The sequence below is a fragment of the Paenibacillus sp. FW126-R14 genome, from assembly GCF_058789495.1.
In genome coordinates this window covers 104,552-126,053 of the sequence record NZ_JBYTBS010000002.1, presented here as the reverse complement: position 1 = coordinate 126,053, position 21,502 = coordinate 104,552, and the positions used below count along the sequence as shown (strand labels likewise).

The following is a 21,502-nucleotide window of genomic DNA, read 5'->3' as shown; positions in this document are numbered from 1 at the left end:
CAATCTACGTAGAAGGAGGCATCTTATGCCAGAAGCATATTTATCCATTCAAGGCGTGAACAAAACATTTGACTCCTTTACAGCGCTTAGGGAAATCAACATCGATATTAAAAAGAGTGAATTCATTTGCTTGCTCGGTCCAAGCGGCTGTGGCAAGACCACATTGCTGCGCATTATCGCCGGTCTTGAGAAGCCGACTCGCGGGCGAATCAAGGTCGGCGGCAAGGACATTACATCCCTGCCGCCATCCAAACGGAACTTCGGCATGGTCTTTCAATCCTACGCTTTATTTCCGAATTTAACGGCCGGTCAGAATGTGGCTTACGGCTTGCAAAGCAGAAAACTTTCGCAGAAGGAAATCGTTGACAAAGTAAGAGAGGCGCTGTCGCTGGTAGATTTGCTGCACTTGAAAGACCGTTATCCCGCCCAGCTTTCGGGAGGTCAGCAGCAGCGTATTGCACTCGCCAGAGCTTTCGTCCTGTCGCCTGATTTTCTCCTCCTGGATGAACCGTTATCGGCTTTAGACGCCAAAGTTCGGAACAAACTGCGAGAGGAAATTTGCAATCTGCAAGAGAAGCTTGGCATCACAACGATTATGGTCACCCATGATCAGGAAGAGGCCTTGACTATGGCCGATCGGATTGTCGTTATGAATAATGCTGAAATTATGCAAGTCGGAACTCCGCAGCAAGTATATGATCAACCGGAATCGCCTTTTGTAGCTGATTTTATAGGATCAATTAATTTCTTGGCCTACGGGCCACACAAAAGCAGCTTGCCGCTTTCCAATTTTGCTGTCAGGCCCGAACATATTCGTATTTCTTCTCCGGGTTCAGGCTTCCAGGCTGTCATCAAGCATATGGAGTTTAGAGGTCCGTTTTATAGATTGCTTTTGCAGCCGATTCGCGAGCTGAAAGAATTGCTCGGCAATCAGCTGCTTTCGGTGGACGTATCCTCCGGGCATGCCCACAAACTGAACTTGATGAAGTTTGCCGAAGTTTCCGTTGAGTTTCCGGGGGAGAATCTCATTACGTTTACGCCGGATGCCGTGGTGACCGCGTGATGGAGAAGCAGCCTGTTTGGACAACGCCAGTACGCCGCAACTGGGGAGAACTCCTCAATTTGCAAAATTTCCTTATCGTCGCCCTAGTCATTACGTTGTCATTAACGACGTTAGTGCCCCTCTGCTTATTATTCAGTAAAGCTTTCTTCAATGCCAAAGCGGAATTCATCGGCATTCAGAACTTCATCAAATATTTTACGACGCCTTCCTTGGCGCAATCGTTATGGAATACGGTATGGGTTTCGCTGCTTTCTACCGGGATTGCCGTCACGCTGGCCTTCCTGTATGCGTATGGGATTAGCCGGACAGCCATTCGAGGCAAAGCCTATTTGCATTATGTCGCCATGCTGCCGCTTTTTGAGCCGACCATGATGCACGGTATTGCCTTAACGTATCTGTTTGGGAACCAAGGGATTCTGACATCGGGGTTGTTCGGACTGCTCCCAAGCGGTATCAATATCCAGATCTACGGCCCTGTGGGCATCGTCATTTCCGAAGTCATCTATTTATTCCCGCAAGCGTTTCTCATATTCATTACCGCCCTATCCATCACGGATCAGCGCTTGTATGAAGCTGCAGAAACATTGGGAGCAAGCAAGGCCAGAACGTTTCTGACCGTTACACTGCCATCGGTCAAGTATGGACTCATCAGTGCAATCTTCGTTTGTTTTACGGCCTGTTTTACGGATTTCGGGGCGCCGCAGGCGATCGGCGGCAAATTCAACGTCTTGGCGACGGATATTTATAAGCAAGTCATCGGACAGCAAAATATGTCGATGGGAGCTACAGTAGGCATTTTGTTAACGATTCCCGCCATTATCGCCTTTGCTGTTGACCGAATGGTCGAACGCAAGCAGCGTTCCATGCTTTCCTCCAAATCGACGCCTTACCGGATTGCTGCCGGAAAGACGCGCGACAGGCTATATCAACTATTTGGCATCATCATTTCTACCGCAATTCTCATTCCATTGATTACGATTGCGTGTGCATCATTGATTAAAGTTTGGCCTTATAATTTAAGCTTCAGTTTCAAGCATTACGATTTTTCCCATGTAGCAGGCTCCGGACTCGACCCGTTCTGGACTAGCTTGCAGGTGTCGCTGTTCACAGCGATTGCCGGAACGTTCATTACGTTTCTATTCGCTTATCTGATCGAGAAATCGCGTCATTTGAGCGGACTTAGGCAGATTGGCTATTTTCTGTCCGTACTGCCGCTTGCGCTGCCAGGTATGGTAATTGGTTTGGCCTACATCTTCTTCTTCAATAATCCGAACAATCCGTTTAACTGGATTTACGGAACGATGATTATTCTTGTGCTGGCCAATGTCACCCATTTCTATGGCGTGCCTTTCATTACGGCGACGACGGCGCTGAAGAAGCTGGACAAAGAATTCGAGCTCGTTTCGGAGTCGATGCGCGTGCCGTTTTACAAAACGCTGCTGAAAGTAACGGTTCCGATGTGCCTGCCGGCAATCATAGAGATCGCCATGTACCTTTTTGTCAACTCGATGGTTACCGTTTCTGCCGTTGTGTTTCTGCGGTCTGCGGATTTGAACTTGGCTGCCGTTGCACTCGTGAATATGGAGGATGCAGGCGACGTTGCGGCAGCCGCAGCGATGGCGGTGCTCATCGTCATCACGAATATTATCGTAAGACTGCTGTACTCGCTGCTTTCCGGCAAAGTAAGAAAGAAAACGGAGGCCTGGCAAATCCGTAAGTAGTCGTCACGAACCAACAATGAGGCAATTGCGCAAGGAGGTAACCGTTCTTGTCACTCATCGGCGAAGAGCGTAAAGAGTATATTCTGAATCAAATCCATTCGGAAGGCAAAGTCATTACGAATGAGCTTGTGGAAGTGCTCCAAGTTTCATCGGAGACCGTTCGAAGGTATCTGGAGGAACTTGAAGAGGCTAACAAGCTGAAGCGGGTTTATGGTGGAGCGGTGAAAATCAATCGTTCCCGGGAAGAGCCCTCGCACTTGAATAGGGAAGTGCTGCATGCAGACGAAAAGCGAAAAATCGGCAAGACGGCTGCGGCGCTCGCCGGGGATAATGAAGTCATTTTCATCGACGACGGCTCGACGACGCTGCAACTGATCGAACACCTGCTTGACAAGCAAAATCTCACGATCTTGACCAATTCCATTCCCGCGCTGGATGCGCTGATTGACTATAAGAACAGAGAGCTTTACAGCGGGGAAATATTTTTTATCGGCGGCAAAGTAAGCTCGCTGCAATCCAGGGTTGCCGGCACTTTGGCCGAGCAAATGGTGGAGCAATTTTATGCGGACAAAGCGTTTATTTCCATCGACGGGATCATGATTGACAAAGGCATCACATCGTTTGATGAAAAGCGCGGCCAGTTGGCCAAGAAGATGATGGAACATGCCAGAATGAACATTGTGGTCACCGATCATTCCAAAATTGGCATGGTGCAATTTTATAAAATGGCGAATTTGCACGAAATCGATGTCATCGTCAGCGGCGTTCCCGCACCCGAAGATTGGGAAGATGACTTAGCGCAAATTCGCGTAGAGTGGATCGTATCTGAATAACGATATTTTTGCGGACTGGGAGAGGATTGGTTATGGTGTCGACAAATTATGAAGGTCAAATTAAAGCTGTTATTTTCGATTGGGCAGGTACGATGGTTGATTACGGATGCTTCGCGCCACTGGACGTGTTCCTCCGGATTTTTGAGAAGCGCGGCATTGCCATTACGGCTGAAGAGGCCCGCGGCCCGATGGGGCTCTTGAAATGGGATCATATCAAAACGTTATGCGGCATACCGCGGATTGCGCAATTATGGAAAGATAAATTCGGCGCTCTGCCGACGGATGCAGATGTGGATGATTTGTATGCGGACTTCGAACCGATGCTGTTTGAAATTTTACCGGGGTATACGGACCCGATCCCTGGCGCTCTGGACTTAGTGAAGGAACTGCGGGAAAGAGGGTTGAAAATTGGCTCAACGACCGGCTATACGGCGGAAATGATGGACATTGTAAGCCGGGGAGCCAAATTAAAAGGATATGAGCCGGACTCCTTGGTTACCCCTTCCGAAGTAAAAGCAGGGCGGCCGTATCCATGGATGTGCTACGTCAATGCGATGAACTTGGGCGTATATCCGTTTAAATCGATCGTCAAAGTCGGCGATACGGTCAGCGATATACAAGAGGGCGTCAATGCAGGCGCATGGAGCGTTGGCGTCGTGAAGGGCGGAAGCGAGCTTGGACTTACGCAAGAGGAAGTGAATACGCTGCCTGTTGAAGAGTTGGAAGCGAGAATGGCTGTCGTGGAGAAACGTTTCTTTGAAGCGGGAGCTCATTACGTGATCCCGACGATAGGCGATCTTGTCCATGTCATTGACGATATTAACGCCCGCATGTTGGAAGTGAGCAGCAGATGAACAGAACGAAGGAGAGTACGACGATGAATATTGACCTGATCGAAGATAACCCCTATTTGCTTTTAACTCCCGGACCGCTTTCCACGAGCAAAAGGGTGAAAGCGGCCATGTTGAAAGACTGGTGTACATGGGATGATGATTATAATCGAATCGTCCAGGATATACGCGCTCGGCTTGTCCAATTAGCAACCAAGGAGACTTCGCTTTACACCTCCGTTCTTATGCAAGGCAGCGGGTCATTTTGCGTAGAATCGGTGATCGGAAGCGTGATCCCGAAGGATGGCAAAATTCTCGTTATGGCCAACGGCGCTTATGGCAAGCGGATGGCTCAAATGGCAAGCATGCTGAACATTCCTCTTCTCCTCTTGGATAACGGAGAAGTTCTTCCTCCGGACTTGGAAGAATTGGAATATATGCTGCAAAAAGATAAGGACATTACGCATGTAGCCGTTGTGCATTGCGAAACGACGACAGGCATGCTGAACCCGATAGAAGCGGTTGGCCGCATCGCCAAAAAATATAACAAAATTTATATTGTGGATGCCATGAGCTCCTTTGGCGGAATTCCGATGGATATTGCGGAGCTGCAAATTGATTTTCTGATCTCCAGCGCGAACAAATGCATCCAGGGTGTTCCGGGTTTCGGTTTTATTATCGCGAAGATCGACGAAATGACCAAGTGCGCCGGATGGGCCCGTTCCCATTCCCTCGATTTGTTCGACCAATGGGACAAAATGGAAAACTACAACGGCAAATGGCGGTTTACATCTCCGACCCATGTTGTCCGTGCTTTCTATGAAGCGCTGAAAGAATTGGCCGATGAAGGCGGCGTGATCGCCAGATACAATCGTTACAAAACGAACCAGCGGACACTTGTGAAAGGGATGAAAGTGCTCGGTTTCGAGACGCTGCTGCCTGAGCAGCTGCAATCGCCGATCATTACATCGTTCTTGTATCCGGCATGCGAAGCTTTCCAGTTCCAAACGTTGTATGAGAAATTGAAGCGCAGAGGCTTCGTTATTTATCCGGGCAAAATTACGAACGCAAATACGTTCCGGATCGGTAATATCGGGGAAGTGCAGACGATCGATATGATTCGTCTTGTGGATGCGATACAGCAAGAAAAGTTTTGGACGTAGCCAAAGGAGATGAATGCATATGATTATCGGAGTACCGAAAGAAATTAAAAACAATGAAAACCGGGTTGGCATTACGCCTGCGGGCGTGGCTTCTTTTAAACATCACGGGCATGAGGTGTGGGTCGAAGCGGGAGCGGGTGCGGGAAGCGGCTTCGCAGATGAGGATTATTTGGCAGCAGGCGCGAAAATCGTACCTGCCGCAGCGGATGCTTGGTCGGCTGAAATGGTTCTGAAAGTGAAAGAGCCGCTTGCCGGGGAGTACGGGTATTTTCGGGAAGGGTTAATTCTGTTCACTTACTTGCATCTTGCTGCAGAACCCGAGCTGACCCGTGCGTTAACGGATAAGAAAGTTGTCGCCATCGCCTATGAAACCATTCAACTGAGCAACGGATCTTTGCCGCTTCTGACACCGATGAGTGAAGTAGCGGGCCGAATGTCCATTCAAATCGGCGCTCAGTTTCTGGAGAAATCCAAGGGTGGAAAAGGGGTTCTTCTTGGCGGCGTTCCAGGCGTGGCTCCGGCGGAAGTCGTTATTATCGGCGGTGGCGTCGTGGGGACGCAAGCGGCCAAAATGGCCGTCGGTCTGGGCGCAAGCGTGACGCTGCTGGATGTGAATCCGGACCGGCTCCGCCAATTAGACGATCAATTTCAGGGGCGTCTGCGCACGCTAATGTCCCATGGCAGCAATATTGCGGAGGCCGTTCAGAAAGCGGACCTGTTGATCGGCGCCGTCCTCATTCCGGGCAGCCGTGCCCCGCGACTCGTGACAGAAGCCGTCGTCAAAACGATGAAGCCGGGTTCCGTCATTGTGGATGTCGCCATTGATCAAGGCGGCTCGATCGAGACGATCGACCGGATTACAACGCACAGCGACCCGACTTATGTAAAACACGGTGTCGTCCATTATGCGGTTGCCAATATGCCGGGAGCGGTCGCACGGACGTCTACAGTCGCTTTAACGAACGTCACAGTAGGCTATGCTTTGCACATTGCGAACAAAGGCTATCGCGACGCTGGGCTGCTTCACAAAGATTTAGCCAAAGGATTCAACACGATCGAAGGCAAAGTCACCTATAAAGCTGTTGCTGAAGCGCATGGGTATCCTTATGTTGAGATTGATACCGTATTAAGCGATTTATCCGTTTCCGTCTAACACACCTCGCGTGCAAGACAGATGCAAGATGAGAGGAGAAACACAGTGTTGATATCTCCCTTTGTTCTCAAATTAGGTATTGCTCTATTTCTTGGTATGTTAATCGGCATCGACCGCCAATTAAAGCATAAGCCTGTCGGCATGAAGACGAACATGGTCATCTCCGTTGCAAGCTGCTTAATTACGATGGTCTCCATCGAATCCGTAAGCAAGTTCTCCGTTCCGGGCCATACCAACATGGACCCGATGCGGCTCGCTGCGCAAATCGTAAGCGGCGTTGGTTTCTTAGGCGCAGGCGTCATTTTAAGAAGGAACAATGATGAAATTTCCGGGCTGACAACAGCATCGATGGTATGGTCGGCCTCCGCACTTGGCATAGCAACAGGCGCAGGGTACTATTTTCAGGCATTCGTAGCCGTCATTTTTATCATTTTGTCCGTCAATTTGTTTCCTGTCATCATTAAGCTGATCGGTCCCCGTTCCCTCAAGCAAAGATATTTGGAAGTGAGGATCGTTTTTCATGAAAGTCAGGATCCCAATCGCATTTTCAAAAAGTTGAAAGACTTAAACATGCATGTGGAACGCGTTAAAGTGAAAGATGTGGAAGGAAGCTCGAACCAGTTGGAGCTGAAGCTGTTAACTTATGAAAAAGTGCTGGCAACGGACATCTACGCTTCGCTGAAATCCGTTGAGCATGTTACTTTTGTAGAGATTGAAAGCAGATGAACGGCGTAACTCCAAATCCGACAAGCTTCTGCCGGCCCATTAGAGGGTAGTTTTCCCTTAGTTAGACCGCAGAAGCATAACGGCACAGAAGGCTATCCCACAAGTCATTGAAATGACGGGGATAGCCTTCTGTTTTGTTGTTTTCACTTTGGGGTCAACCTCTCCGTGTAAGCCCGTGTCATCACGGACGTTCTTCCCTTACGGATGTGCTGCACTCCATCGGTCTACCAACCGGCACGTAGACCGCCTCATCCACAGCCACAATCTGTGAAATCATGCTGCCGGGCAGCAGGTTGCGGCCGTCAAGCACCAGCGGCTGGCGCATGAGGTGAAGCAGGTACGGCCAATCCAGCTCGGCGAACTGCGGCCAATCCGTCATAATCAGGACGGCATCGGCTTTGGCCGCAGCGGTATAAGGGGAGTCCATCACCTTAACGGCTTTTGCCTCTACGTGCGTGACGACCGGATCGAAAGCTTGCACCTCGATGCCATGACGCTCGCATTGCGAGAGTAACGTTAAGAATGGCGCGTCGCGAACGTCATTCGTGTTGGGCTTGAACGCGATGCCCAAGACGCAGAGACGCTTGCCTAAGGGGTTGCCCCATAGGGAGATAAGCTTGGCGATCATCCTTGGAATGCGCTGATCATTGACCTTGGCGGTCGCCTCCAGGAGCGGCAGCTTGCTGCCGATCAGCTTCCCGGTTGTCAAGAGGGCTTGCAAATCCTTGGAGAAGCACGAGCCTCCGTAGCCAACGCCAGCCGACAGGAATTCAGGGCCGATGCGCCGGTCAGCGCCGACCCCGTTCATCACATGGCGAATATCGGCGCCATAGCCTTCGCACACGTCTGACATCATATTGGCGAATGATATTTTCATCGCCAGGAAGGCATTGGACGCATATTTAATAAGCTCGGCGCTGCGCCGGTCACAGACATGAACGGGAGCCTCGATCCCTTCATACAGCTCGCGAAGCGTCGTTTCCGCCTGGGACGTTTTGCAGCCGAGTACGATGCGGTCGGGCTCCGTAAAGTCGTGCAAAGCGCTGCCCTGGCGCAAAAACTCGGGATTAAACGCCACTTCCGTATGAAGACCGGCTGCCAGCAGGCTCGCTTCGAGCTCGTCGCAGGTGCCGACAGGGACGGTGCTTTTTATGATCACGAGCGGCGGGCAAGCGCCGGATTGCATCAATTGTGCCAGCACTTCATGAATAGGGCCCAGTTCCGTCTTTCCGTCCGGACGCGTAGGCGTGCCCACGGCGAGCATCAGGGCGTCGGCATCCGCAGCGGCTTTGGCAATATTTGTCTCGAAGCGCAGTCTGCCCTTGGCCATGACATCAGCCAGCTCCGGCTCCAGATGAGGTTCCCATACCTTTGATTTATTTTCCAGCAGCCCGCGGATGACAGGCTCGCGGTCAACGGCAATCACGTCATGACCAAGCTTTGCGAAGCACACTGCGGCTACTAATCCGACGTATCCCGTCCCGACTAATGTTAATCGCATGGATGTTCCCCCTTTAAGCGGAATAGAATCCCAGTTTGTGTCCAACTCTTCGCGCATCAATAATTTGTTCGTAATCATCCAGCAATCTATCGAATATAGCATCCCACGACCGTCCAAGCGCGAACTTCCGCGCTGCTTCCCGGAAGCCGGCCCACTCGTCAGGAGCGTTTACCCAAGCTTCAATGGCCCTGACGAACGATTCGTGCTGTCGTGGCGCACATAACGTTCCGGTCTGGCCTTGCATGATCATATCTCGAACTCCTCCGCTATTTGCGGCTATGACGGGAAGCCCGGATGCCATCGCTTCTTGGACGACATTGCCGAACGTTTCGGTACTGGAAGGGAAAACGAAAAGATCCGAAGAGGCATAAATTTCCGCCAGCTCTTCGCCCTGCTTGTAGCCGGCAAACGTGACATTGTCCGGAGCTTGCTCCCGCAGTTCTCCGAGCTGCGGGCCGTCTCCGACGACGAGCCAGTGGACACGTTCTTTGAGTGTATCCGGCAAAGTGCGCATGATGGCGGACAACGTGTCGATGTCTTTCTCGGGGGCGATGCGTCCTACATAAAGGAGAAGGAAGGGAGCTGTGATGCCATACCTCTCACGAACAGAGCTGTTGGACTTTTCAGGGGTGTAGAGTCTGCAATCGACGCCTCTTGACCACAGGAGCATCCGGTCGAAGCCTTGAGTATGCAGGTGCTGCATCGTATCCATGGAGGGGACGAAGGTAGCGTCACAGGATTGGTGAAACCATTTCATATACGTCCAGTAGAGAGGAGCGGCTTTTTTCATCCGGTAGTAGGTCAGATAACGATCGAAATGGGTATGGTACGAGGCTACATGTGAGATCCGGCGCTTGCGGGCGTAGTGAAGGCCGCACAAGCCGATGTTGAACGGAGTTGCCATATGGAGCAAATGAGGACGGAAGCGGTCAAGTTCAGCGCGGAGAGAAATCAGGTTCGGCAGGGCAATCCGGCATTCGGGATAGAGAAAGAAAGGGATGGAGGGGATCGGACGGATCAGTTCGGAGTAAGCCAGTTCATCCGTACATTTCGGGGCAAACACAAGATGCTCGACGCCACGGCGGTTCAAGTAATCGGTGAGCCGTCCGAGCGTGAGCGCAACGCCATTCATTTGAGGAACGTAGGTATCGGTAAACAACGCGAGGCGCATAAGAATCCCTCCTGTAGTTCCTGGATATATTTAGCTTAGCATGCGATTATTCGAGGAACGTTAACCGTATGTTAATTCTTTTTTAATACAGAGAAGGCGGTTTCGGTCAACATTCCGGCGGGGTGTTCAGCGTGTTCTTTTTTTGTCGAAAATCAATAAGGAGGGGATTGCAGAAATCGACAAACGAAATGAGAGATTTGGAATATGATAGAGAGGAAGTCGGCGTAAACTCGTTGAAGGGGCTGATCGTTGTGGGCAAAATACAAATATCCTCAAAAGGGATCGAAAAAACGCTTCGTAAATTCGATTATTTGCAGGCGATTTCCGAATATATTTGGAACGGTTTCGATGCAGGCGCCTCGTTGGTAGAGATGAAGCTTCACCAGAATGTTCTTGGCGGTATCGATCGCATCGTGATTGCGGATAACGGGTATGGGATTGACCGGCGCGAATTGGAGCGAAAGTTTACGCCGTTCTTTGAATCCGAGAAGCAGATTGACCCGGAAAGGCGCTCAAGAACGACCTCGGCTATGCATGGCAAAAACGGGATCGGCAGGCTAACCTTTCATCGCTTTGCTTCGGACGCAGCATGGCGAACGACGTATGTGGAAGGCTTGCTGAAAAATACGTATACCATTGAGATCGCCTCCAATCAATTGGATACGTATAGGGTTTCGGATGTCAAATTGACGGATGGCGAGCCCGGGACGACGGTAACTTTCAATAATATCATCAAAGATTTCATTCATGAGGATGTAATTGCTTTCCTATGCAGGGAATTCGGCTGGTTTCTGGAGCTTCATGCCGAGAAGGGCTTCGATCTTCGAATCGACGGACAATCCCTGGATTACTCGAATCTGATCGGCGACAAAGAATGCTTTGACATTGTGCATCCGGGCAGCCAGTCGACGTTCAACATTACATTTGTCCGTTGGCAGGACCGGATTAATCACGAGTATTCCAAGCTGTATTTTATCGACTCCCATCTGGAGGAAAAGTATAAGCAGCCGACCACCTTTAATAATAAAGGGGATTCCTTTTACCATAGCGTCTACATTCAGAGCAGACTGTTCGATTATTTTGATTTTGAGAGCGATGATCAAAGCGGGCAGCTGGAAGCGGCTTTTGGCGTAAGCAGAAAAAGCGACGCCTTTCAATTTTTGCTGGAAGAGATCAACGCCTATATTAAGCAAAAAAGAAAGCCTTATTTGCAGATCCTATCCGATCATGTCATCCAAGAGTTTGCGGAAGCGAAGGCGTTTCCGGACTTTACGGATCAACCGGAGGACACGGCGAAAAAAGCGGAACTGGAATCTGTCATCAGAGAGATCTGCCAGCTGGAGCCGAGAGTATTCGCGAGATTAAATCCGGAACAGAAGAAATTAATGGCACACCTCATTCATCTGGCGATAGGTTCAACGGATCGCCGGCGTTTGCTGGAAGCTTTATAAAATCGAGGGCTGTCCTTTAGCAGTTTTATTTGCTAGAGGACAGCTCTTTATGCATTTGGCGGAAAGCCGTTCGTTTGCCTGCGGTTCATGACCACTGCCGGTTCCGGTACTCCGAAGGCGAAATGCCGTAATAGAGCGTAAACTGCTTGCTAAAATGATGAATGGACGAATAGCCCAAATCCTCAGCGATGTCAGTGACCGAGCGGGTGCTCTCTTTTAAAGCGGCAGCGGCCTGTTTCATGACGACCGAGGTCCAGTACGCCTTGGGGGACATCCCTGTGGCTTGCTTGAACAGTTGGTGAAACTGTGTTTTTTTCAGCTTGCTTTGTTCCAGCCATGTTTCATAACGGTAGCCTGCGAATGCTTTTTTGTGAATGCTATCGAGCAGCGGTTTGATGCGGAAATCAATGAATGGCGTGTAGGTATGGAGCTGCACAATAGTCAGCAGCAATGCTTGCAGGAGGCTCTTGGCAATCGTGTCTGAGTACGGCGCAGAATTCTGGTGCTGCTCTACCACCCGGGCGAACAGGTCGAATACAGCGCTCTGATGCTGAAAATGGAGCAGGTTAGGCAAGCCGTCCAAATCGGTATTGGGCTCGATTGCCGTCAGGATGTGAGGATCGAAGTCGGCTTCTTTCCATACGAGATGCTTGGTTCCGACGTCCGGGCGGGGTGCCCATAAGTCGCAATAAATATTATAGGTGGATAAAGCGTGTGAAGCGTCAGAATGAAAGGAGTGCGGCAGTGTAGGCGGAAAATAGAGCAGATCGCCTTTGGCAACGGGAAAGGTCCCCGAAGGAAGCGTTACAGCTCCTTTGCCGCCAGTCACGAGATGAAAAGCATAGCAGTAACCTAACCGGAACGATTCGCTGCCGTTTTTTTCGAAAGGAAAGCGGTAATGGTGAGCGGTTCTTATAGATGGATTTATCACGGTTAAACTCGGCATCGAACAGCCTCCGTTCTGCGCAGGTTGTCTTCCCATTGTAAGCGAATAGGCTCGCGAAGAAAAGAAATGACCGGAAGAATTGATCAATCGATGAACAGCCGGATAAATACGCTTTTGCTCAAAGATGCTACATTTATAAGTGTAGACCAACTCTAAGGAGGCGTGGAGACAATGAATACAAGTCAAATTGGCGGAAGTTTGAGCAAGGAGCAAGTTGATTTTTATAACACGGAGGGCTATCTGGTCATTCCGAACCTGCTTCAAGAAGCTGACCTCGCGCAGGCGATCGAAGCGATGAACTGCAAGGTATCGGATATCGCAGACGAGCTTATGCAGGCAGGCCTTATTCATGACAAATTAGAAGATCGGCCTTTTAAATATCGTTTGGCGGAGTTGTTTAAAGATTTAACGTCGGAGCACTTTCTAAAATACGGAAGAAGCTGGAGAGACCGCATTCCCGGCTATTTTCATTTAATGAGCAATCCCAAAATTTTGGATGCGGTAGAGTCTCTAATCGGGGGAGAGCTGTTCTCTAATCCGGTGTACAATACAAGGCCGAAAATTCCAAAGGTTGCCGCAGGCGCTGTGCCATGGCACCAAGATAAATCGTACTGGCCTGATGCCAACTCCAATCCCGTGATCACGGTATGGATTCCGCTCGTAGACGCAAATGAGATAAACGGCTGTCTGCATATTAAACCGCGCACCCATCGTAAGCGCTTACTGAAATGGCATCAGGAATCGGAGACGGGAACAGGGTACACGGCTTTGCACGAAAGCCAGCTTGGGAAGACAGAGACTGTCGTACTCCCGGTTTCGGCAGGGAGTGCGATTCTGTTCAATGACCGCTGTCTGCATATGTCGACGCCAAACTTATCGGACGAGGTGCGCTGGAGCGTGGATTTGCGCTATCAGCCTACGGATCAGGACCCGATGCCAGGTCACGGAGCCGGCTTCTTAGCCAGAAGCTATCAATATCCTGAGCGTGTTGCAACGCTGGAGGATTGGCTCGAAAATCGAACGGAACATACCACATAATTGAATGTGCGCCAAATCCCCCGAGAGTAGGAGCGAGCTTCCTGAAGCCGCTCTTTTTTGCATTTTGCAAGCTGGAATAAAGGGGAAATGCCCTGATCTGGAAAGGAAAATGCAAGGGAACATAGAATTGTTATGTAAATAACATGCGTTTATGAATAGGGTGAGGATACAACAAAATGGATGAAATGATAGAGAGTAAACCACTACCCACAAATTGGATGCAGCAAATTAAACAACTATTCGAAGTATGTTTCGATCATACGAATGCCAGCGTTGCGGTTATCGACCTTCATCATCAAATTGTACACGTGAACAAAGCGTATGAAAATATGTTCGGCTGGACGAATGACGATGTTTTTGTAAAGTGTTTAGAGACAGTGCCGGCACACGAAGCAGAGCGGGTAAAAAACATTCATTCTGACGTGATTCTTCAGGATAAAGCACAAAGTTATGAGGCGCATAAACTGCGAAAAAACGGCGAGTCCTTTTGCGCGAGTATGACCGTTTCCCCGTTAAAGGACGGTGAGGGCCATATTTTTGCAATCGTCGAAGTAGCTAAAGATATTTCCAATCGCAGCATGGAAGTCGTGAAGCTGAAAGAAAGCGAAGAACGGTATCGCACTTTGGTCGAGCTTTCACCGGAACCTATCTTTGTATACAGCGATTCCAAGATTGTATATGCGAACCAGGCAGCATTTAAGCTTGTGGGAGCCAGCAGTGATGATCAGCTTCTGGAGAAGCTTACGTTAGCATTTATTCATCCGGATGAGAGAGATGAGTTTGAGTCGCAAATCGCGCATTTTCTCAAAGAAAATAAGCCTTCCGACATCTTTGAAAAGAGAATCATGCGGATGGACAATCAATTGATCAATGTCGAAATCAGAGCCGTTCCGGTTGAATATTTCGGCAAGCCGTCGATCCAATTGCTGTGCAGGGATATTACGCACAGAAAGGTGATGGAAAGCATTGTGCGCGAACGGGATGAAGAGTACAGACGCATGCTAAAGCTGCTTCCGGAGCCGATCATTGTCCATCAAGAAAGCATCATTTGCTATATTAACGATATCGGTTTGAGGCTGTTGGGTGCACAAGATCCGAGCGAAATTATTGGCAGAAACATGTTTGACTTCGTACACTCCGATTTCCATGAAACGGTCAAAGAGAGAGTGAAGGCCGTTTCTTTAGTGGATAATTATATTCCGTTCATGGAGCTGAAGCTGTTAGGTTTGCACGGCAATCCTATTGCCATTGAAGCCTCCTCTGTTGTGCTCCATAGCTATTTGGAACGGCCGGTCATTCAAACGGTGCTAAGAGATATTTCCGACCGCAAGACGGCGGAAGAGCTGCTGCGACAGTCGGAAAAGCTTTCTGTTGTCGGCCAACTGGCAGCCGGTATCGCGCATGAGATTCGGAATCCGCTAACCTCTCTTGTGGGGTTTTTACAGCTCATCAGGAGCGCGCCACCTCAAAAGAGGCTGGAATACGCTGATATTATGCTGGCTGAATTAAACCGAATCAATGGTATCGTCAACGAATTTATGCTCATTTCGAAGCCGCAAAGCAGTAAGATCGAAGTTAAAAATATGAACGATATTATCTCCAATGTGGTTTCTTTGCTGCAGCCTCAGGCTCTTCTACATAACGTTGAGATTCAATTCGAAAGCAGCCAGGATACCGTTCACAGGGTCAAAGGCGATGAAGGCCAGTTGAAGCAAGTATTTATTAATCTGTTGAAAAACTCCCTTGAAGCCATGCCAACCGGCGGGAAAATCGACATTGTGCTTCAGCGACTCGGAAAACGACGAATATCGATCAGGCTCAAAGACAATGGCGTAGGCGTAGCCGAGGAATTACTGCCTAGGCTTGGCGATCCTTTTTTCACGACGAAAGAAGAGGGAACAGGGCTCGGGCTCATGGTTTGCTGCCGGATTATTGAAGCGCATCAAGGAAGTATTCGGATTCAGAGCAAGGTTGGGGAAGGGACTGCCATTGAAATTGAACTTCCCTGTGTGCTGTAGTACAAGGGTTTCAACGTTGTGAAAAAAATGAAATAAAATTTCACAATTTGTTCGAAGGGTGTCGACAAACTTTTACAAACTTTTGCGAAGTCATGATTTATAATGAGGAGACTAACGAAACTGAACAGAGTTGGTGTGAACTGCGGCCATGGAATTATTACTGCAAAAAATTGAAGCACTGCGCATGAAAATGGTAGAAGAAGCCGAAAGGCACGGCTGTTTTACCCATGAGAAAGTCGTTGCGATCAGCCAACAATTAGATGAATATATTGTTCGGTATTATGTGCTCGAATAATAAGAGATTGGTTTGAATCACCCTGAGCTTTTCGACAACAGCATGAACGATCGTATGTATAAATACGGCTGACCGGACGGGATTCGTCATCAGCCGTATTTGGCATCCCCGCAAAAAGAGCGAGAATAAACCAGCGTCAAAAGCTCCGTGGAAAAAAATTGTTGTCGCAATTGAAAACCTGTAGTAAGATCGAATTAAGCGCTTAACCCCTTTGGAGTTCAAGTGCTTAATAATTGAGAGATTAAGCGCTTAATCCCTCGGGTGAGCAAAGGAGATCGAGATACGCATGAGCACAATCCGCTTAACGATGGCGCAGGCATTGCTGCGATTCTTGGACAGCCAATACCTATCGGTTGACGGCGTGGAGCGAAAGTTTGTTGAAGGTGTTTTCGGTATTTTTGGACATGGCAACGTGACCGGCATTGGAGAAGCATTGGAACGAAGCGCTGGAAGTCTTATTTATAAGCAGGGCAAAAATGAGCAAGGGATGGTTCACGCTGCAATCGCTTTCGCTAAGCAGCGGAACCGGCAGCAAATTTATGCCTGCACGAGCTCGATCGGCCCGGGGGCATTGAACATGGTCACTGCGGCGGCAACGGCTACCGTCAATCGCATTCCGGTGCTCTTGCTGCCGGGAGACAATTTCGCCTCCAGACAGCCAGACCCCGTGCTGCAGCAATTGGAATCCGTTCAGGATTACACGATATCGGCTACCGACGCTTTCAAAACGGTGAGCCGGTACTGGGACCGGATCGTCAGACCGGAGCAGCTGATGACGGCTGCCGTGCAGGCCATCCGGGTGCTGACCGATCCGGCGGAAACCGGAGCTGTCACCTTGGCCCTGCCGCAAGATGTGCAGGCAGAGGCCTACGATTATCCACTAGCTTTCTTCGATAAGAAAGTGCATTACATAGACCGCCGTCCGGCGGCGGACGGCGCAGTGAAGCGAGCAGCCGAGCTGCTGAAGGGCAAGCGAAAGCCGCTTATTATCGCCGGAGGCGGCGTGCTGTACGCTTCCGCTTCGCAAGCGCTTGCTTCATTCGCCGAAGCCTTCGGCATTCCGGTGGCGGAGACGCAAGCCGGCAAGAGCGCGTTGCCCTGGAACCATCCGCTGCAGGTCGGCGCCATCGGCGTAACGGGGTCGCTGGCCGCCAACCGTCTTGCCCAAGAGGCCGACGTCATTATTGGCGTGGGCACGCGATACTCTGATTTTACGACGGCGTCGAAGTCGGCTTTTGCCCATCCTGACGTGCAGTTCGTGAACATTAATGTCAGCGGATTTGATTCAGCGAAGCTTAACGGCGTAGGAATTACCGCGGATGCAAGGGAAGGACTCGCAGCCTTGCAGGAAGCGCTGGCGCAATCGGACTTTAGCGCCGGTTATGAGGACGGTGAAATCGCCGGGCTCAAGCAGCAATGGAACGCTGAAGTTGACCGCTTGTACGCGCTTCAGCATGAGGCGGGGCTTGCGCAAACAAGGGCGCTGGGGATCATCAATGAGGCCATTGCTCCCTCCTCCGTCATCGTATGCGCCGCCGGCAGCCTGCCGGGCGATTTGCACCGGTTATGGCGGCCGGTAGAACCCAAAACCTACCACATGGAGTACGGTTTCTCCTGTATGGGATATGAAATCGCCGGAGCATTCGGCGCTGCTTTGGCAGAACCGGAACGCGACGTATACGCCATCGTAGGCGACGGCAGCTACCTGATGATGCATTCGGAGCTCGTTACAAGCCTTCAAGAAGGATGCAAAATAACTGTGCTGTTGTTCGACAACCATGGCTTTCAATGCATCCACAACCTGCAAAGAAGCCAAGGCAGCGACGGCTTCGGCAATGAATTCCGCTACCGCTCGCAAGCTACGGGCGGCTTAACCGGAGAATACATGAGCATTGACTTTGCCGCCCATGCCCGCAGTCTTGGAGCTAAGGCGTATACGGCCAGTACGGAAGCGGAGTTAAAGGAAGCGCTTCTCCAGGCCGAAAAGGAGAGCGTGACAACGCTCATCGAAATTAAAGTCGTACCCGGCACGAATACGGATGGGTATGAGTCCTGGTGGAATGTGGGCGTCCCGGAGGTGTCCGTTTCCAGCAAAGTTGTTACAGCGCACGAAAACATGAAAGCCCGCATTGGGGCGGTCACCATTATTTAGCGAGAGGGGAAACCACGCATGGGAAAACTGCCTTTTAAGCTGGGCATTCATCCGATTAACTGGGTCGGCGAGGACGTCAGGGAACACGGCGCTGACACTACATTTGAGCAAATTGTTGACGACATTCAGGCTTTAGGGTTAACCGGTACAGAGATGGGACGCAAATACCCGAACGATCCGGCCGTCCTGAAAGCCGAGCTTGCGAAGCGCGGCATTAGCCTAACATCGCAGTGGAAATCGGTGCTGTTCTCCGATCCGGCTTACCGCGAGGAGGAGCTTCAGGCGTATCGCAAGCATGTTCAGTTCCTGCATGAAATGGGCAGCACCGTTATTTCCACCTGCGAGGTCGGAGGCTCGCTGCATTTTGATCCCCGTCGTACGTCGTATGAGAAGGAAGTGCTGCGCTTCGATGAAGCCGCTTGGCGCTCGCTGGCCGAAGGTCTGAATGCAGCCGGAGCCATTGCCCAGGAATACGGCTTGAAGCTGACATATCATCATCACGGCGGAACGGCTGTGGAGCAGCCGGGAGAAATCGACCGCCTAATGGAGCTGACCGACCCTAATCTTGTGTATCTGTTGTTTGACACGGGACACGCCTATTACGGCGGTGCGGACCCGCTTGACGTTTTGCGTAAGCATTACGACCGAATCGCATATATTCATTTGAAGGATATCCGTCAGGATGTCCTCGATGAAGCGCGTGCGGCGAACAGCGATTTCGTCACCTGCATCCGGCGGGGCGTGTTCACCGTACCGGGCGATGGCTGCCTGGATTTCGCGCCGATTTTCCGGGAGCTGCTGGACCGCGGATATAGCGGGTGGGCGATGCTCGAAGGGGAGCAGGACCCTGCGGAACATCCGGCATACGAGTACGCGAAGAAGTCGCTAGATTACATCCAATCGCTCATATCCCAAGAAAGCAGGTAGAGAAGCCATGACTTATGTATCTTTTCCTACGAATAAGCCGCTTGATTTTGTAGCTATCGGACGTTTGTGCATCGATTTGAACGCAAACGAAATTCACCGGCCGATGGAAGAAACGATGACGTTCACTAAATATGTTGGCGGATCGCCTGCGAACATTACAATCGGTATGTCGCGATTGGGTCAGCGTACAGCTTTTATCGGAAAAGTCGCTAACGATCAGATGGGCCGATTTATTACGGACTATCTGCAGCGCAACCAGATCGAAACGACAGGCGTTGTCACCGATACGACCGGTGCTGTGACGGGACTTGCTTTTACAGAAATTAAAAGCCCAACCGATTGCAGCATTCTGATGTACCGCGACAACGCAGCGGACCTCAAACTGACGCCGCAAGAAGTTCAAGAAGAGCTCATCGCTCAATCTAAAGTGCTGCTCATTTCCGGGACGGCTCTTGCCAAAAGCCCATCGCGGGAAGCGGTCTTCCAGGCCTTGAATTATGCCAAAAAGCATGGCGCCGTCATCGTCTTCGATTTGGATTACCGCCCATATACATGGACATCGCCGGAAGAGACGGCCGTTTATTACAATCTTGCCGCTGAAAAATGCGATATCATTCTCGGAACGCGCGAAGAATTCGATATGATGGAATGCTTCGAAAATAACGCGTCTTCCAACGACAAAGCGACGGCTTCCAAATGGTTTGACCATGCGGCTAAAATTGTCATCATCAAGCACGGGAAAGAAGGCTCCATCGCTTATACGCAGGATGATCAAGGGCACCGGGCGAAGAGCTTCCCGGCTAAAGTCGTCAAGACGTTCGGAGCGGGTGACTCCTATGCCGCAGGCTTCCTGTATGGCGTCATGCAGGGCTGGACGCTTGAGAAGAGCATGGAATTCGGAAGCGCGGCGGCCTGCATCGTCATTTCCAGCCACAGCTGCTCGGATGCCATGCCTACTGTCCATCAGGTCGAGGACTATATAGAACGCTGCAACCGCAATGAAATCACAGCCTCATAAACGATAATCCAAAACAGGCAACAACGAAAGGGGAAACCGACGATGACACAAGTATTGAAAAACTTGATTGGCGGAGCATGGGTAGAGTCAACCGCAACCCAAACCGAAGGCGTAATGAATCCGGCAACCGAAGAAATAATTGCGTATGTGCCTTTTTCGACAAAAGCGGACGTGGATCAAGCCGTGCAAGCGGCAAGCGCCGCTTTTAAGACATGGAGCGCTACACCTGTTCCGCGCAGAGCCCGCGTGCTGTTCAAATATCAGCAGCTGCTGGTCGAGCATTGGGAAGAACTGGCGCGCCTCGTGACCAAAGAAAACGGCAAAAGCTACACGGAAGCTTACGGTGAAGTGCTTCGCGGGATCGAATGCGTCGAATTCGCTGCGGGCGCGCCCAACCTGATGATGGGCAAGCAGCTTCCGGACATCGCAACGGGCTTGGAGTCCGGCATGTATCGCTATCCCGTCGGTGTTGTAGGCGGCATTACGCCATTCAACTTCCCGATGATGGTGCCGTGTTGGATGTTCCCGCTCGCGATTGCCTGCGGAAATACGTTTGTTTTGAAGCCGTCCGAGCGGACGCCGCTGCTGGCCAACCGATTGGCCGAGCTGTTTATGGAAGCCGGCTTGCCGGATGGCGTGCTGAACATCGTTCATGGCGCACATGATGTGGTGAACGGCATTTTGGAACATCCGGGCATTAAGGCGGTATCTTTCGTAGGGTCGCAGCCTGTCGCTGAATATGTGTACAAAACCGCTTCTGCGCACGGGAAACGCGTGCAGGCGCTGGCTGGCGCCAAAAACCATTCCATCGTCCTGCCGGATGCGAACCTGGAGCTGACGGTCAAAGAAATTATTAATGCTTCCTTCGGCTCCGCAGGCGAGCGCTGTATGGCGTGCTCGGTCGTCGTCGCTGTCGGTGATGTGGGCGATAAGCTCGTTCAGAAGCTGGTCGACGCAGCGGACCATATTACGATCGGCAACGGCAATGAAGAGGGCATTTTCCTGGGACCTGTCATTCGCGGACCGCATAAAGAGCGTACGCTTCAATACATTCAGACCGGCGAGCAAGAGGGCGCGCTGCTGCTGCGCGATGGACGCAAAGATACGGCTGCAAGCGGAGAAGGCTATTTCGTAGGGCCCACGATTTTTGACCAAGTGCAGTGTGATATGAAAATTTGGAAAGACGAAATTTTTGCGCCTGTGCTGTCCATCGTACGTGTGGATTCCCTTGAGGAAGCGATCGATTTGGCTAACCGTTCGGACTTTGCGAATGGCGCTTGCATTTTCACAGATAGCGGAAGCGCGGTAAGACAGTTCAGGGATACGATTGATGCCGGGATGCTTGGCGTCAACCTGGGCGTACCGGCTCCGATGGCGTTCTTCCCGTTCTCGGGCTGGAAGAAATCGTTCTATGGCGATCTTCATGCGAACGGCATGGATGGCGTTGAATTTTATACGCGCAAGAAAATGGTCACAGCCCGCTGGTAATTGAACGA

The 21,502-nt window shown here is 50.7% G+C and carries 18 protein-coding genes; 15 read left to right on the top strand and 3 right to left on the bottom strand.

Annotated features, from left to right (window positions below; translation table 11 throughout):
* Positions 1–25 precede the first annotated feature (25 nt).
* The 7 genes from AC3WRW_RS01970 to AC3WRW_RS01940 are packed head-to-tail and all read left to right on the top strand — an operon-like array spanning position 26 to position 7,489.
* Positions 26–1,063 carry an ATP-binding cassette domain-containing protein gene (locus AC3WRW_RS01970; protein WP_492544475.1) on the top strand — a complete coding sequence of 346 codons (1,038 nt, stop codon included), beginning with the start codon at positions 26–28 and terminating at the stop codon, positions 1,061–1,063.
* Entirely contained in the window at positions 1,063–2,784 is a 1,722-nt protein-coding gene (locus AC3WRW_RS01965; RefSeq protein ID WP_492544473.1) for a putative 2-aminoethylphosphonate ABC transporter permease subunit, read from the top strand. Before AC3WRW_RS01970 ends, AC3WRW_RS01965 begins: the two co-directional genes overlap by 1 nt.
* A gap of 47 nt (positions 2,785–2,831) precedes the next feature.
* Positions 2,832–3,617, top strand: coding sequence for a DeoR/GlpR family DNA-binding transcription regulator (locus AC3WRW_RS01960; protein ID WP_492544471.1), 786 nt, complete (start codon positions 2,832–2,834; stop codon positions 3,615–3,617).
* 32 nt (positions 3,618–3,649) lie between these two features.
* Positions 3,650–4,471, top strand: coding sequence for a phosphonoacetaldehyde hydrolase (gene phnX / locus AC3WRW_RS01955; protein ID WP_492544469.1), 822 nt, complete (start codon positions 3,650–3,652; stop codon positions 4,469–4,471).
* A 38-nt stretch (positions 4,472–4,509) separates the two neighbouring features.
* Positions 4,510–5,610 (top strand): 2-aminoethylphosphonate--pyruvate transaminase, encoded by a 1,101-nt coding sequence (gene phnW, locus AC3WRW_RS01950; protein WP_492544692.1) that lies wholly within the window; start codon positions 4,510–4,512, stop codon positions 5,608–5,610.
* 19 nt (positions 5,611–5,629) lie between these two features.
* Positions 5,630–6,763, top strand: a complete 1,134-nt coding sequence (gene ald, locus AC3WRW_RS01945; protein ID WP_492544467.1) for an alanine dehydrogenase — start codon at positions 5,630–5,632, stop codon at positions 6,761–6,763.
* A 48-nt stretch (positions 6,764–6,811) separates the two neighbouring features.
* Positions 6,812–7,489: an MgtC/SapB family protein gene (locus AC3WRW_RS01940; RefSeq protein ID WP_492544690.1), complete on the top strand. Its 678-nt coding sequence runs from the start codon at positions 6,812–6,814 to the stop codon at positions 7,487–7,489.
* 181 nt (positions 7,490–7,670) lie between these two features.
* Here the strand turns inward: AC3WRW_RS01940 and AC3WRW_RS01935 are convergent, their stop codons facing one another.
* Together AC3WRW_RS01935 and AC3WRW_RS01930 are read right to left on the bottom strand one after the other, a co-directional pair.
* Positions 7,671–8,990, bottom strand: coding sequence for a UDP-glucose dehydrogenase family protein (locus AC3WRW_RS01935; protein WP_492544465.1), 1,320 nt, complete (start codon positions 8,988–8,990; stop codon positions 7,671–7,673).
* A 13-nt stretch (positions 8,991–9,003) separates the two neighbouring features.
* The gene (locus AC3WRW_RS01930) at positions 9,004–10,161 is read right to left on the bottom strand and encodes a glycosyltransferase family 4 protein (protein WP_492544463.1); all 1,158 of its coding nucleotides are present in this window, start codon (positions 10,159–10,161) and stop codon (positions 9,004–9,006) included.
* A 188-nt stretch (positions 10,162–10,349) separates the two neighbouring features.
* Between AC3WRW_RS01930 and AC3WRW_RS01925 the strand changes: the two genes are divergently transcribed.
* On the top strand, positions 10,350–11,612 hold the full coding sequence (locus AC3WRW_RS01925) for an ATP-binding protein (protein ID WP_492544461.1): 1,263 nt from the start codon (positions 10,350–10,352) through the stop codon (positions 11,610–11,612).
* Positions 11,613–11,697: 85 nt separating this feature from the next.
* On the opposite strand, the gene AC3WRW_RS01920 is transcribed toward AC3WRW_RS01925, so the two are convergent.
* The gene (locus tag AC3WRW_RS01920; protein ID WP_492544459.1) at positions 11,698–12,558 is read right to left on the bottom strand and encodes an AraC family transcriptional regulator; all 861 of its coding nucleotides are present in this window, start codon (positions 12,556–12,558) and stop codon (positions 11,698–11,700) included.
* A 171-nt stretch (positions 12,559–12,729) separates the two neighbouring features.
* Between AC3WRW_RS01920 and AC3WRW_RS01915 the strand changes: the two genes are divergently transcribed.
* The 7 genes from AC3WRW_RS01915 (at position 12,730) to AC3WRW_RS01885 (ending at position 21,494) form a co-directional block, all read left to right on the top strand.
* Positions 12,730–13,596 (top strand): phytanoyl-CoA dioxygenase family protein, encoded by an 867-nt coding sequence (locus AC3WRW_RS01915; protein WP_492544457.1) that lies wholly within the window; start codon positions 12,730–12,732, stop codon positions 13,594–13,596.
* 218 nt (positions 13,597–13,814) lie between these two features.
* Positions 13,815–15,614 (top strand): PAS domain S-box protein, encoded by a 1,800-nt coding sequence (locus AC3WRW_RS01910; protein WP_492544455.1) that lies wholly within the window; start codon positions 13,815–13,817, stop codon positions 15,612–15,614.
* 148 nt (positions 15,615–15,762) lie between these two features.
* Positions 15,763–15,909 (top strand): aspartyl-phosphate phosphatase Spo0E family protein, encoded by a 147-nt coding sequence (locus AC3WRW_RS01905; RefSeq protein WP_492544453.1) that lies wholly within the window; start codon positions 15,763–15,765, stop codon positions 15,907–15,909.
* Positions 15,910–16,195: 286 nt separating this feature from the next.
* Complete coding sequence (gene iolD, locus AC3WRW_RS01900) at positions 16,196–18,061, top strand: 3D-(3,5/4)-trihydroxycyclohexane-1,2-dione acylhydrolase (decyclizing) (protein ID WP_492544451.1); 1,866 nt, start codon at positions 16,196–16,198, stop codon at positions 18,059–18,061.
* An 18-nt stretch (positions 18,062–18,079) separates the two neighbouring features.
* Complete coding sequence (gene iolE, locus AC3WRW_RS01895) at positions 18,080–18,988, top strand: myo-inosose-2 dehydratase (protein WP_492544449.1); 909 nt, start codon at positions 18,080–18,082, stop codon at positions 18,986–18,988.
* Positions 18,989–18,995: 7 nt separating this feature from the next.
* Positions 18,996–20,006 (top strand): 5-dehydro-2-deoxygluconokinase, encoded by a 1,011-nt coding sequence (gene iolC, locus AC3WRW_RS01890; RefSeq protein ID WP_492544447.1) that lies wholly within the window; start codon positions 18,996–18,998, stop codon positions 20,004–20,006.
* 42 nt (positions 20,007–20,048) lie between these two features.
* Complete coding sequence (locus tag AC3WRW_RS01885) at positions 20,049–21,494, top strand: CoA-acylating methylmalonate-semialdehyde dehydrogenase (protein WP_492544445.1); 1,446 nt, start codon at positions 20,049–20,051, stop codon at positions 21,492–21,494.
* Positions 21,495–21,502: the final 8 nt, after the last annotated feature.

What these genes read in the sequence shown, in the direction of transcription:
- AC3WRW_RS01970 (WP_492544475.1), top strand. Translation starts at nt 26, where the DNA reads ATGCCAGAAGCATATTTATCCATTCAAGGCGTGAACAAAACATTTGAC.
- AC3WRW_RS01965 (WP_492544473.1), top strand. Translation starts at nt 1,063, where the DNA reads ATGGAGAAGCAGCCTGTTTGGACAACGCCAGTACGCCGCAACTGGGGA.
- phnX (WP_492544469.1), top strand. Translation starts at nt 3,650, where the DNA reads ATGGTGTCGACAAATTATGAAGGTCAAATTAAAGCTGTTATTTTCGAT.
- ald (WP_492544467.1), top strand. Translation starts at nt 5,630, where the DNA reads ATGATTATCGGAGTACCGAAAGAAATTAAAAACAATGAAAACCGGGTT.
- AC3WRW_RS01935 (WP_492544465.1), bottom strand. Translation starts at nt 8,990, where the DNA reads ATGCGATTAACATTAGTCGGGACGGGATACGTCGGATTAGTAGCCGCA.
- AC3WRW_RS01930 (WP_492544463.1), bottom strand. Translation starts at nt 10,161, where the DNA reads ATGCGCCTCGCGTTGTTTACCGATACCTACGTTCCTCAAATGAATGGC.
- AC3WRW_RS01925 (WP_492544461.1), top strand. Translation starts at nt 10,350, where the DNA reads ATGAGAGATTTGGAATATGATAGAGAGGAAGTCGGCGTAAACTCGTTG.
- AC3WRW_RS01920 (WP_492544459.1), bottom strand. Translation starts at nt 12,558, where the DNA reads ATGCCGAGTTTAACCGTGATAAATCCATCTATAAGAACCGCTCACCAT.
- AC3WRW_RS01915 (WP_492544457.1), top strand. Translation starts at nt 12,730, where the DNA reads ATGAATACAAGTCAAATTGGCGGAAGTTTGAGCAAGGAGCAAGTTGAT.
- AC3WRW_RS01910 (WP_492544455.1), top strand. Translation starts at nt 13,815, where the DNA reads ATGCAGCAAATTAAACAACTATTCGAAGTATGTTTCGATCATACGAAT.
- AC3WRW_RS01905 (WP_492544453.1), top strand. Translation starts at nt 15,763, where the DNA reads ATGGAATTATTACTGCAAAAAATTGAAGCACTGCGCATGAAAATGGTA.
- iolD (WP_492544451.1), top strand. Translation starts at nt 16,196, where the DNA reads ATGAGCACAATCCGCTTAACGATGGCGCAGGCATTGCTGCGATTCTTG.
- iolE (WP_492544449.1), top strand. Translation starts at nt 18,080, where the DNA reads ATGGGAAAACTGCCTTTTAAGCTGGGCATTCATCCGATTAACTGGGTC.
- iolC (WP_492544447.1), top strand. Translation starts at nt 18,996, where the DNA reads ATGACTTATGTATCTTTTCCTACGAATAAGCCGCTTGATTTTGTAGCT.
- AC3WRW_RS01885 (WP_492544445.1), top strand. Translation starts at nt 20,049, where the DNA reads ATGACACAAGTATTGAAAAACTTGATTGGCGGAGCATGGGTAGAGTCA.